This window comes from Mycobacterium sp. (assembly GCF_040509115.1).
Taxonomy (GTDB): Bacteria; Actinomycetota; Actinomycetes; order Mycobacteriales; family Mycobacteriaceae; genus Mycobacterium.
This window is the reverse complement of the sequence record NZ_JBEVLO010000252.1, coordinates 1-12,597: the sequence shown is the minus strand read 5'-3', so window position 1 is coordinate 12,597 and position 12,597 is coordinate 1. Positions and strand designations below refer to the sequence as shown.

11 protein-coding genes are annotated in these 12,597 nt (G+C 65.6%); 8 read left to right on the top strand and 3 right to left on the bottom strand.

Translation table 11 applies throughout. The annotated features are described in order from the left end of the window. Window positions 1–560: histidine phosphatase family protein (locus ABW137_RS17195; RefSeq protein WP_526402096.1), on the bottom strand; the 560-nt coding region annotated here is incomplete at its 3' end. Continuing rightward, entirely contained in the window at window positions 557–1,606 is a 1,050-nt protein-coding gene (locus ABW137_RS17190) for a LacI family DNA-binding transcriptional regulator (protein WP_526402094.1), read from the bottom strand. The genes ABW137_RS17195 and ABW137_RS17190, both read right to left, overlap by 4 nt. 101 nt (window positions 1,607–1,707) lie before the next feature. Here ABW137_RS17190 and ABW137_RS17185 point away from each other — a divergent pair, with 101 nt between their 5' ends. From ABW137_RS17185 to hxlB, 7 genes are all read left to right on the top strand, one after another. Next, on the top strand, window positions 1,708–3,255 hold the full coding sequence (locus ABW137_RS17185; RefSeq protein ID WP_526402092.1) for a sugar ABC transporter ATP-binding protein: 1,548 nt from the start codon (window positions 1,708–1,710) through the stop codon (window positions 3,253–3,255). After that, window positions 3,252–5,651, top strand: coding sequence for a substrate-binding domain-containing protein (locus ABW137_RS17180; RefSeq protein ID WP_526402090.1), 2,400 nt, complete (start codon window positions 3,252–3,254; stop codon window positions 5,649–5,651). Before ABW137_RS17185 ends, ABW137_RS17180 begins: the two co-directional genes overlap by 4 nt. Before the next feature lie 41 nt (window positions 5,652–5,692). Further along, window positions 5,693–7,204 (top strand): mannitol dehydrogenase family protein, encoded by a 1,512-nt coding sequence (locus ABW137_RS17175; RefSeq protein WP_526402088.1) that lies wholly within the window; start codon window positions 5,693–5,695, stop codon window positions 7,202–7,204. Window positions 7,205–7,218: 14 nt separating this feature from the next. Further along, on the top strand, window positions 7,219–8,475 hold the full coding sequence (locus tag ABW137_RS17170) for an AGE family epimerase/isomerase (protein ID WP_526402086.1): 1,257 nt from the start codon (window positions 7,219–7,221) through the stop codon (window positions 8,473–8,475). Further along, a complete protein-coding gene (locus tag ABW137_RS17165; RefSeq protein ID WP_526402084.1) occupies window positions 8,472–9,422 on the top strand; it encodes a carbohydrate kinase family protein in 951 nt (316 codons plus the stop codon). The genes ABW137_RS17170 and ABW137_RS17165 overlap by 4 nt, the downstream gene beginning before the upstream one ends. A gap of 78 nt (window positions 9,423–9,500) precedes the next feature. After that, window positions 9,501–10,145, top strand: coding sequence for a 3-hexulose-6-phosphate synthase (gene hxlA, locus ABW137_RS17160; protein WP_526402082.1), 645 nt, complete (start codon window positions 9,501–9,503; stop codon window positions 10,143–10,145). After that, on the top strand, window positions 10,142–10,705 hold the full coding sequence (hxlB, locus tag ABW137_RS17155; protein ID WP_526402080.1) for a 6-phospho-3-hexuloisomerase: 564 nt from the start codon (window positions 10,142–10,144) through the stop codon (window positions 10,703–10,705). The genes hxlA and hxlB overlap by 4 nt, the downstream gene beginning before the upstream one ends. A gap of 404 nt (window positions 10,706–11,109) precedes the next feature. Here hxlB and ABW137_RS17150 read toward each other — a convergent pair whose 3' ends face one another. Next, window positions 11,110–11,874 carry an SDR family NAD(P)-dependent oxidoreductase gene (locus ABW137_RS17150; protein WP_526402078.1) on the bottom strand — a complete coding sequence of 255 codons (765 nt, stop codon included), beginning with the start codon at window positions 11,872–11,874 and terminating at the stop codon, window positions 11,110–11,112. Window positions 11,875–11,996: 122 nt separating this feature from the next. Between ABW137_RS17150 and ABW137_RS17145 the strand changes: the two genes are divergently transcribed. Continuing rightward, window positions 11,997–12,590 (top strand): TetR/AcrR family transcriptional regulator, encoded by a 594-nt coding sequence (locus ABW137_RS17145; protein WP_526402076.1) that lies wholly within the window; start codon window positions 11,997–11,999, stop codon window positions 12,588–12,590. Window positions 12,591–12,597: the final 7 nt, after the last annotated feature.

Here is a 12,597-nt window from a genome sequence, read left to right as displayed (position 1 = left end):
CTCACGTTGAACTGTCCGCTCTGGTGGAACGTCGCAACGACGAAGTGGCCGTTGCCCATTAGCGGTTGCGGCTCGTTGACGAGTGAACCGAGCGCCAGCCTGAACATGGTGCCGTGCGCAACCACGATCAACGACTCGCCGTGATGGCGCTGTGCCAGCGTGGTCAGTGCCCGAGCCCCCCGGGCCGCGACCTCGGCGCGGGTTTCCGAGCCGGGAATGGTCTCCTCTGTCGGCCAGCGGCGGCGAACGTCGGCTTCCAGCATTCCCTCGGCGACGCCGCCGTGTTGTTCGGCGAGATCGGCGCTAGTCAACGGGTCGGCCATGGCTAGTGTCGCGGCCACGATGGCGGCGGTCTGTCGCGCCCGAAGGAGCGGCGAAGTGACGATGCGATTCCACGACCTCCTGGCCAGCAGGTCTGCCGCCCGCCCGGCTTGCCGCCGCCCGAGTTCGTTCAGCGGCGCGTCCGTCGTTCCCTGCCAACGCTGTTCACGGTTCAGATCCGTCTGCCCATGCCTCAACAGCGCCAGAGTGGTAGTGCAGATCGCTTCGCGTGAGCTCACTGGGGCCGAATCTCTCCGGATCCGCGGACCACCAGTTCGGTTGGCACGAAGACCGTCCGTGGTTCTGACTCGTCACCGTCGATGCGGGCAAAGAGTCGTTCGGCGGCAACGCGTCCGATGCGGCTCAGATCGTGGGAGATGACAGTGACAGGGGGATCGAGCAGATCGCTCAGGGCGATGTCGTCAAACCCCACCACGGCGACCCTCCGAGACAGGCCGAGGTCACGCAAGGCTCGGATGACGCCGACGGTGATGAGGTTCTGCGCGGAGTGAATCGCCGTTGGCGGATCGTCGGCTTCCAGCATCCGTCGAGCCGCGGCGTAGGCGTGCAGCTCATCGGGGATGTCGAGCATGACGATGCCCTCGTCGATCGGGAGTCCCCGCGAGCGCATCGCGTTGAAGTAGCCCTCACGGCGTTGGCGCGCGGTTTGGATGCGCTGGCGATCGCCCAGGTGTGCGATGCGTCGGTGCCCGACCTCGGCGAGGTGTCCGACGGCTGTGAACGCGGAGGCAACGTCGTCGACCTTCACCGTGTCCGCCCGTAGTCCGACCGGTTCCCGGTCGACGAATACGACTGCGGTGCCGCGGTCGATGGCCAACTGCAGATAAGACTGATCCTCAGCTACCGGGGTGAGGATCAGGCCATCGACGCGGCGGCGAAGGAAGGCACGTGTGTGCTCGATCTCCGCGGACGGTTGCTCGTTGAGGCTGGCGGCGAAGGTCGCGACGTTGCGTGGCATGGCGACGAGCTCGACCCCGCCGTGGATCTGCGCCGCCAGCGGATTGGCGACGTTGGAGATCGTCAACCCGATCGTGCGGGTGCGGCCCCCGTCCTTCTTGAGCGATCCGGCGAAGTCATCAGGAACATAATGAAGTTCGCGCAGCGCCGCTTGCACTTTCGCCGCCGTCTCGGGCGCAACGGAACCCTCACCATTGACGACTCGCGCGACGGTCTTGAAACCGACGCCGGCATGGGCTGCGACCTGGCGCAGCGTGGGGCGCCGCCGCGGCCGCGAGCCACCGGGCCCCTCAAAATTGTCTGACACATGTGTCATCGTACCGCGCTTTCGGTCACATCGCGTGTTGACAATGTCCTGCGGCACAGCCATTATCAGTTTGACACCGGTGTCACGATGAGGAGGAAAGCATGAGGGACGCGCCGACAATCTTGCGCATGTGCAGCATCGGCAAGTCCTTCGGTCCGGTGCGCGCCCTGCACGAGGTGAACCTGACCGTCACCGCAGGGCAGGTGCACGCGATCTGCGGCGAAAATGGTGCGGGCAAGTCCACGCTCGTTCGCGTGCTGTCGGGGGTCTATCCCCACGGCACCTATGACGGCGACGTCTACTTTCACGATGAGCTGCAGCAGTTCCGCAACGTCAACGACAGTGAGCAACGCGGGCTCGTGATCATCCACCAGGAACTCGCCCTCATTCCGGAGATGTCGATCCTCGACAACTTGTTCCTCGGCAATCAACCGCGCAAACGCGCTGGCTCCATCGACTGGGAGGCGGCCTACCGATCGGCGCGGGACCTTCTCACCCGGGTCGGCCTGGACGAAGACCCCGACCTGGCCGTCAAGCACCTCGGCGTCGGCAAGCAGCAACTCGTCGAAATCGCCAGGGCGCTCAGCAAGTCGCCGCAGCTGCTGATCCTCGACGAACCAACGGCCGCTCTCAACGAAGCCGAGTCCCAGAACATGCTCGGGCTGATCCGTTCCCTGCAGTCCCAAGACATCAGCTCGATCCTCATCTCCCACAAGCTCGAGGAGATCGCCCAGGTTGCCGATGCGATCACCGTGCTACGGGACGGTCGATCGATCGAGACGATCGACTTGCGCGACACTCCGATGGACGAAGACCGCATCATCCAAGCGATGGTCGGTCGCAGCCTCGAGCAGCGATTCCCGGAGCGGGACACCGACATCGGCGAGGAGCTTCTGCGCGTCGAGGGCTGGACCGTGCGCCACCCCCTGGCTTCGGAACGTCTGGTGTGCAAGGGCTCCGCCTTCTCGGTGCGCCGCGGCGAGATCGTCGGGTTCGCCGGACTGATGGGAGCAGGCCGTACCGAGCTCGCAATGAGCCTCTTCGGCCGCTCATATGGAGCCTTCGTCTCAGGCACCGTGTACAAGTCGGGCCGGGAGATCGTGATTCGCAACGTACCCGAGGCGATCTCGGCCGGCCTGGCCTACCTTAGCGAGGACCGAAAGGCATTGGGACTCAACCTCCTCGACGAGGTCAAGAGATCCGTCGTCTCGGCCAAGCCGAAGCGCATCGCACGCCGTGGCGTCATCGACTCGGATCGGGAGCGCGCCGTCGCCGAGGACTACCGCGCACGCCTGAACATCAAGACGCCGTCGGTGGACGCTGGCGTCGCGACGTTGTCGGGCGGCAACCAACAGAAGGTCGTCCTTGCCAAATGGATGTTCACCGACCCGGACGTCCTGATCCTCGACGAACCCACCCGCGGCATCGACGTGGGCGCCAAATACGACATCTACCTCATCATTCAGGGCCTCGCCGCCCAGGGGAAGGCCGTCGTCGTCATCTCCTCCGAGCTACCCGAACTGCTGGGCATCACCGACCGCATCTACACCCTCTTCGAGGGCCAGGTCACCGGTGAAGTGGCCACCGCCGACGCCACCCCCGAATCCCTCATCAGAGGGATGACCTCCAACAGGAATGGACGGCAATGACGCTCGCGGAACTGAAGAGGATGTTCGGTGGCGGAATGTCCTCCACCCGCCAAATCGGCATGATCGGCATCCTGGTGGCGATCGTGGTGCTCTTCCAGGCGCTCACCAACGGCGGAACCCTCAACCCCAACAACCTGATTGCCGTCGTCAGCCAATACTCCTACATCCTGATCCTCGCCATCGGGATGGTCATGGTCATCATCTGCGGACACATCGACCTATCCGTGGGCTCCGTGGCAGCGTTCGTCGGCATCGTGGTCGCCAAGCTCGTGCAAAGCGGTCTGCCGTGGCCCGCCGCGACCCTCGCCGGACTAGTGGTGGGCGCCCTCATCGGCGCCTGGCATGGCTTCTGGGTGGCCTACATGGGTGTGCCCGCATTCATCGTGACACTCGCCGGTCTGCTGTTCTTCCGTGGCGCCAATCAATTCGTCGGCGATGCCGAGACCATTCCGGTGCCCGACGGATTCCGGTCGCTGGGTGCCGGTTACCTGCCCGAAGTCGGCCCCGACACCGGGTACAACAACCTCACGTTGCTCCTCGGCGTCGCCTGCATCGTCGCGGTGGCCGTCAGCGAGTGTCGGACCCGACGTCGCCAGCGCAGGCGCGGGCTCGACCCCGCTCCGCCCTGGGTCTCCGCGACCAAGGTGGTCGCGCTCGGCGTGATCATCGGCTACGGCACGCTGCTGTTCGCCTCCGGGCGGGTCGGCACCAGCTTCCCGATCTCCGGGGTGATCCTGCTGGTCCTTGGCCTGGCCTACGCATTCCTCATGAGGCACACCATCTTCGGCCGCGCCGTCTACGCGGTCGGCGGCAACGCACACGCCGCCGAACTCTCTGGCGTGCCAACAAAGCGGGTGAGCTTCCTGGTCATGATGAACATGTCGGCGCTCGCCGCGCTCGCCGGCATGATCTACGTCGCCCGCGCTGCGGCGTCCGGGCCGCAGGACGGATTGAACTGGGAGTTCGACGCCATCTCCGCGGTCTTCATCGGGGGGGCCGCCGTCGCCGGCGGCGTCGGCACGGTCTCGGGATCGATCGTCGGCGGTCTGGTCATGGCCTTTCTCAACAACGGGCTGCAACTCCTCGGCGTCGGCACCGACCAGGTCCAGATGATCAAGGGTCTGGTCATCCTCGCTGCCGTCGCCGCAGACATCCACCAGCGGCGTCGAGGCCGCGACTCGCCCATCGAACGTCTGCTGCGCACGCTGCGCCGCCCCCGCGCCGACATGACACCCACGCCCCGAACGTCCGTCTCAACCACAACCGCCCTTCACCTACGCACGTCAGGACCTCCCATGCGCAAACGACACATCGGTCTCCTCGCAATCACTCTGGCCTTGATCGCCGCTCTGACCAGCTGCGGGGCCAGCGGCCGCCAGAACTCCTCACAGTCAGCATCCTCTGGCTTCGAGAAGGGATCCTTGATCGGCGTCGCGTTGCCGGCCAAGACCAGTGAGAACTGGGTCATCGCCGGCGACTCGTTGACCACCAAGCTTCAAGCCGCCGGTTACACCCCCGACGTCCAGTACGCCTCCTCCAGCGGCACGGTCGCCGACCAGCAAGCCCAAATCCAGGCCATGATCACCAGGGGCGCCAAGGTCATCGTGATCGGTGCCGCCGATGGCTCGCAGTTGTCCTCCCAAGTCGAGGCCGCCCACGCCGCAGGCATCCCGGTCATCGCCTTCGACCGTCTCATCAAGAACACCGCAGCCGTGGACTACTACGTCGCGGCCGACAATCGCAAAGTCGGCGAACTGATGGGACGAGCACTGCTCGACGGCATGCGGAAGCGCGATCCCAACGGCGCGCCCTACACGATCGAAATCTTCTCCGGGTCGCCCGACGACGCCAACTCCACCGTCTACTACGACGGAGCGATGTCGGTACTGCAACCCGAGATCGACGCGGGACGGATCCGCGTCGGCTCCGGTCAGACCGAGTACAAGCAAACGGCCATCGAAGGATGGAAGCCCGAGAATGCCCAGCGGCGCATGGATTCCCTGCTAGTCAGCACCTACGGCGGCAACCAAAGACTGGACGGGGTCCTCGCCCCCGCCGACGTCCTGTCACGGGCCATCATCACCTCCATTGCGGGCGCTGGTCGCCCCGTGCCCGTCGTCACGGGCCACGACGCCGAAGCCGAGTCGGTCAAGCTCGTGATGAGCGGCAGCCAGGATTCGACGGTGTACTCCGATCCCACCACCATGGTCGCCAACACCGTCGAAGCCATCGAGGCACTCAGCACGGGCCAGACGCCCAAGGTGAACGACACCACCTCCTACGACAACGACGTCAAGGTCGTGCCGGCCATCCTGAATCCGCCGCTGACCGTCACCAGGGACACCGCCGCCCAAATCCTCGGCGACGACCCGCTTCTCGGGCCGCTCGTCAAATGACGCAACGTGACGCCCCAGCACTTGGAGAGGACCGACACGGCATGCGACACCCCGTTGCCAACCCGTCATCCGTCGCCGCCGCCGTCGCGGCGGGTGGCGCCCCCGACGTAGCCGTACCCGGTTACGACCGAACCCGCATCACAGCCGGCATCGCCCACCTCGGGGTAGGAAACTTCCACCGCGTCCACCAAGGCGTGTACCTCGACGACCTGATGACGATGCGAGACGATCACAACGAATGGGGCATTGTCGGGATCGGACTTCGCGACCACGCCCTCGCCAAGGCAAAGGCGCGGTCATACGCCCCCGACGCACAGGACGGCCTATACACGGTCACCCTGTTCACCGAATCGGGACGGCGACAATCGCGCATCGTGGGCTCGATGGTCGAGTACCTCCACGGGCCCGACGACCCCGCAGCGGTGGTCCGCCGGCTCGCCGATCCTGCCATCCGCATCGTGTCGCTGACGATCACCGAAGGCGGCTATCACCTAGACGAGGACACCGGCGAGTTTCGCATCGACGACTCCGAGGTGGCCGCCGACCTCGCGCGCGAACATCCAGAGACTGTCTTCGGCGTGCTGACCAAGGCCCTGGCCAAACGCCGCGTCGACGGTACGGCGCCGTTCACCGTGATGTCATGCGACAACCTCCGCGGAAACGGCGACACCGCCCGAACCGCCGTCCTGGGTTTCGCCGCTGCGGTGGACTCCGTTCTTGCGCAATGGATCGCCACCAACGTGACCTTTCCGAACTCGATGGTCGACCGCATCGCGCCGACAGTCTCTGCATCGATGCGTGACGATCTCAACGCCCTCACCGGTCTCGACGACCACGTCCCCGCGCTTACCGAGGAATACCGGCAGTGGGTGCTGCAGGACCACTTCCCGACCGGTCGTCCGGCCTTCGAGGACGTCGGCGTTCAAATGCGACAGGACGTGGAGGCCTTCGAGGCCATCAAGGGTCGTCTCTTGAACGCATCGCACATGCTGCTGGCCTACGCGGGTGTCCTCTCGGGTCACCGCACTGTCGCCGACGCCGCGTCCGATCCCAGCATCGCGAACCTACTCGTCTGCTTCATGTCGACCGACGCGGCACCGCTGCTCGCGCCGCCGCCTGACGTATCGCTGGCGGACTACCAGTCAATGGTGGTTGGCCGCTTCGCCAACGCCAACGTTCCCGACACGGTCCTGCGCGTCGCTCACGACGGTGCCGCCAAACTGCCGGTTTTCCATCGCGCGACGGCCACCGGGCTGATTGCCCAGGGGCGTGATCCGCGCCGGGAAGCGTTGCTGCTGGCGGCGTTTCGGCGCTATCTCGGGGGCATCGATGATCATGGCGACGCCTTCGAGGTGCACGAGCCGCATCTCAGCGGCGCGGACCGGTCGCTTCTGCTCTCCGACGACCCACTGGACGCGTTGCGATCCTCACCGTTCGCGTCGTGGCGGCTTGCCGACAGCGCGGACTTCGTCGACCGATACACCACCGTCGTCGCCATCCTCGACTCGCACGGGATCCATGCCGGCATCGCGTACGCGCTGTCGACCGACTGAACCGCTGACATCGCGTGAACACCATCCACTCGACGAATACGTCAGACCGACACCTGCCCGCCTTCCCGAAGCTGGCGCACCGCCGCTGGCTCGACACGCACGCAAGACACCTGCTGGACTTCGGCCGACACACGGCCGATCATCGCGGGGGCGCCCGCTGGCTCACCGACGACGGATCACCCGACCTGAGCCAGCCCGTCCACACGTGGATCACGGCCAGGATGACCCATGTCTATTCCGTGGGCAGCCTTCTCGGCATCCCGGGGGCCGCCCCGATCGCCGAGCTAACGATGGCAGGACTGCTCGGTCGATTGCACGACGATGTTCACGGCGGCTGGTTCTCCTCAGTCGACGACCACGGCCGTCCCAGCGCCGGAAAGACCTGTTACGACCATGCTTTCGTTCTGCTGGCCGCATCGTCGGCGGTCCAAGCCGGCCTACCCGGCGCCGACGATCTCTTCGCCGAGGCCAGGGAGACCTTCCTGCAACGGTTTTGGCGAGACGACGATGGACTCTGCGTGGACACCTGGGACAGCACGTTCACGACCGTCGACGACTACCGCGGCATCAATGCGAACATGCATGCCGTGGAGGCCATGCTGTCGACGGCTTCGGTGTCCGGCGACCAAGTCTGGATTGCTCAAGCCGAACGGGTCTGCCGCTTCGTGGCCACCAGTGCTCGCGCCCACGCCTGGCGTCTACCCGAGCACTACGACAAGGCATGGCGGCCCGCCCTACAGCTCAACCACGATCAGCCACGGCACCCGTTCAAGCCTTACGGCGCCACGGTCGGTCACGGCCTGGAATGGGCTCGACTCCTACTGCACGCGGAGGCCGCCCTCGGGGTCGCAGACGACGAGCTCTTCGACGCGGCCGAGAAGATGTTCAGCCGTGCCGTCTGCGATGGCTGGTCCGTCGACGGTGCCCCCGGCTTCGTCTACACGACGAACTGGGAAGGCACCCCCGTCGTACGCGACCGGATGCATTGGGTCACCGGGGAGGCGATCAGCGCCGCCGCGGCGCTTCATCACCGGACGTCGAACGCAACCTACGCCACTTGGTATGAGCAGTGGTGGAATTACGCCGACACCTACCTCATTGATCACGCTGGTGGGTCCTGGCGGCACGAGCTCAACACGTCGAACGAAGCCGCCGACGGCGTGTGGACGGGCAAACCGGACATCTACCACGTACTGCAGACAACCCTGATTCCGCGCTTGCCGCTCTACCCGATGATCGCGACCGCCATCGCCCACGGACACATGTCGTGAAATTTCCGCCGCGTTTACTCGTCGTCGGGGAATCCGTCATCGACGTCGTCGTGGCGCCCGATGGATCCACCGCCTACCACCCCGGTGGTAGCCCGGCCAACGTCGCCCTGGCACTGGGACGTCTCGGACACCGGCCGCGGCTCCTGACCGCCATCGGACGCGATCCGCACGGTGCCGTCATCGGCGACTGGCTCACCGCGTCCGACGTCGAACTCGACCCCCACAGTTGGACCACCCACCCGACCTCCACTGTCGTCGCCCACGTGGAAGCCAAAGGTGCTGCGTCCTACGACTCGCACGTCCACTGGAATCCACGCCCACCCACCCCCGCACCAGTGGACTTCTTACACGTCGGATCGATCTCCGCTACCCATGAGCCGGGCGATCTCATCGTCGAAGGGGTTGTCCAACAAGCCCTTCGAGATGGCGCCCTGCTCAGCTATGACCCCAACGTACGTCCGGCCCTGGTCATCGACGAACACCGCACCCGGGCCGTCATGCTGGCCCTCGTCGCCAACAGCGACCTGGTGAAGGTGAGCGACGAAGATCTGGCGTGGATCGCTCCGGGCCAGGACGCACACGAAGCGGCACGAACCCTGCTGCGGCGCGGTCCCGCGATGGTCGTCCTCACCCGCGGCGACCGGGGCGCGTCCGCCTACACCCGCCACGGCGTGATCTCCGAGCTGCCGCCGCCGGTTGCAGTCGTCGACACCATCGGCGCCGGAGACACGCTGATGGCCGCGCTCATCGCCGCCATGGTGGAACGGGATCTCATCACTGACCACCACACGGTGACCAACCGTCCACGGACGGCGCGCGACCGCCTCGACGCGCTAACCGCCTTGCAGGTCGCCGACACCCTGCGATTCGCAGTAGCCGCCGCCGCCGTCACGGTGTCGCGGGCAGGCGCTGACCCACCGTGGCGACGGGAGGTCGTCTCGACGTGACCACTGAAATCAGTCGACGCATAGGCGTGCTGGTGCGCCGGGAATGCGATCGAAACAGCGCAACCCTGGAAGGAAACGATGACCGCACAGCTGCAACTGGCTTTGGACGACATCACCTACACCGCCGCCGTCGAACTGCTGCACCTCGTCGAGGGCTACATCGACATCGTGGAGGTGGGCACGCCTCTGATGATGCGGTACGGCATGGCCGTCGTCGCGGACCTCAAGAGGAACTTTCCGCAGCTCGACCTGTTGTGCGACACCAAGATCATGGACGCTGCCGCGATGGAGACGCGACTGGCGTTCAACGCCGGAGCCGACTACGTCACCGTGCTTGCGGTCACCGATGACTCGTCCATCGCCGAGTGCGTGCGCACGGCAAACGACGTGGGGCGCAAGATCATGGCGGACATGATCTGCGTGCCCGATCTGCCCCGCCGAGCCAACGAACTGCACGAGGCTGGGGTGCACGTGATCGCCGTCCACACCGGCGTCGATCAGCAGGCCAGAGGTCGCACCCCGCTCGACGACCTACAAACCCTCACCACCAGCGTCCCCTCGGCCGCCGTGGCCGTCGCCGGCGGCATCGACCTCGACACCGCTTCGAGCTACCTGGCGCATGACCCTGCAATCCTCATCATCGGCTCCGGCATCACCCAGGCCGCCGACCCAGCTGCCACCACGCGCGACCTGCGGCGCATGATCGAAGGAGCAAATCGGTGAGCGTGACCACACACCTCCGCGTCATCCTCGAAGAACTCAGCGACAACCAGCAGTGGATCGACGACGCCCAGCTCCACGAACTAGTCGGCGCCATCACCGCGGCCCGCCACGTCTTCCTCGCCGGTGCCGGACGCTCGGGCATTGCGACCCGCGGATTCACCAATCGTCTGATGCACCTGGGCATCTCCGCCTCACTGGTAGGAGACGTGACCAGTCCCCACACCGCGCCCGGGGACCTGCTCATCGTTGCGTCGGGATCAGGACGCACCGATAGCCTGGTCAGCCTCGGAGGAAAGGCACGCGCGAGCGGCGTGGTGATCGCTCTGGTCACGATGGACGCCGACTCTCCCCTCGGCCAGCTCGCCGACGTCACGGTCGTGCTGCCCGGCGTCTCGCCGAAGACTCGGGGCACCGTGCGACAGGTCGCCTCGATCCAACCCATGGGCTCGGCATTCGAACAGATCACAGCCCTCACCTTCGATGCCGTCGTGCTCGAGCTCATGCAGCGAACCGGGCAGACTTCCGCCCAGATGTTCGACCGCCACGCCGACCTCGAATAGCGTCGCCTCAGCCAAACCAGTCGGCACGGCAATGGCGACGCCACGACTCGTGAGCTCGAAGCGCCTCTGCCAGAGTGACATCCGGTGGCACACTCGATCGCTGACACGTCTCTGACGGCGGACATGGCCCTTGCCGGGCCAGACAAGCCGCAACTCGCTCTCGGCGAGAACGACTCGGCCGCACAAACCCACTAGAGACGGCCGGCCCCCGTGAGTCCTCCGTGACTCTCTGGAACGTGCCGCCGACACGTTAGGACCACTCGGTGGCTGAGCACCGTTCGCCTGCCGTCGTTTTCGCTTGACTTCGTTGGTGGTGCTGCGGCGACGGCGACGGGTGAACGCTACAGGCGCCCCGATTTGGCAGGCACCGGCCCGGCCGCCGTCGGCACACGTCAAGGCAACGGCTAGCGGGTGGTGAGACCCCCGTCGACGGCCAGGACCGTACCGGTGATCCACGCCGCGTCGGCAGAGCACAGAAATTCAGCCGCCGCCGCGACGTCTTGCGGCGAACCGATCCGCCCCAAAGGATAGGCGGACCGAACGTATTCATCGTGCCGGGCGCGTTCGGCCGGTGACATGGAATCGAGGTACGCGCGCTGGTACGTTTCGGTGTTGACCGCGCCCGGCGCGACGGCGTTGACCCGAATGCCTCGGGCGCCAAGTTCACTGGCCAACGCCTTGGTCATGCCCTCGACCGCGGCGCGCGATGCCGAGTAGGCCGCCGATGCCCTCCCGGCAACCATCTTGGTGGCCCAGTAACTGCTGATGTTGACGACGCTGCCTCTCGCCGCGCCGAGTGCGGTGAGTAGGCCACGCGTTAATGCGAGCGGCACCTTCGCATTGAGGTGAAACACCGCCTCCACTGCACTGTCGGTGGTGTCGGACAAGTCGGCGAAGCGCGCCACACCGGCGTTGTTCACCAGCACGTCGACCCGATCGGTGACGCGCCGCAGGCTCGCGAGCACATCAGCGACCGCCTCGGGCTGCATGAGGTCCGACGAGATGACGTCCACCGCATTGCCGTGCCGTCGCAACCCCTCGGCCGCATCGTCGAGCTTCTGTCGATTGCGGGCCACCAGGACGACGTCTGCACCGCGCGATGCGAGGCGATCCGCTATCGCGTAACCGATCCCATCGCTACCCCCGGTTATGACCGCGAGACGCGGCATGCGAACTCCCTTCGATTTCGTACTCGATTTAGCACTCGATCCTAAACGGAACTCTTCATTCCATTTCGTTACCCTACCCGAAACGGAGCACTATGTTCCACTTCGGGCGGTAGGATGTGCGCGTGGTGCCGTCCGACCAGTTGCGTGATGACGCGCGCGGTGATGCTCGTAGTCCACGCGCCGATGCGCAACGCAATCGGCTACGTGTCTTAGCTGCGGCACGCATCGTTGTCGCAAGTCGCGGACTCAACGCGACCTATGACCAGATTGCGCGCGAAGCGGGTGTCGGGGTGGGCACTGCGTATCGTCACTATCCGGATCGCAACGAGCTTCTGCACGAGTTGCTACTCGAAGAGCTCAACAGCTTGATCGGCGTGGCCGAGCACGCCTTGGAGCAATCGAACTCTTGGCAGGGGTTCACCGAATTCTTCGTTGAATTCGCCCGCAGGGCAACTGAACACGCTGGGCTCTCAGATTCGCTGCAGAACTCGAGCGAGGACCTCGACTACGCCAAGGCGTCATTGCGTAGCCTCGTCGAGCAGCTTACCCAGCGCGCGCAGGCTGACGGACACATGCGACCGGACGCCCGCTGGCAAGACATCCTGTTCCTCGCCCATGGAGCCGCCGCGGCGGCGGGCTGCCTCCTGCACGAGAGTGCGCCCGACGATCAACTCGACCGGAACCTCGACGTAATCGTCAAGGGGCTTCACGCTTAGGACCACG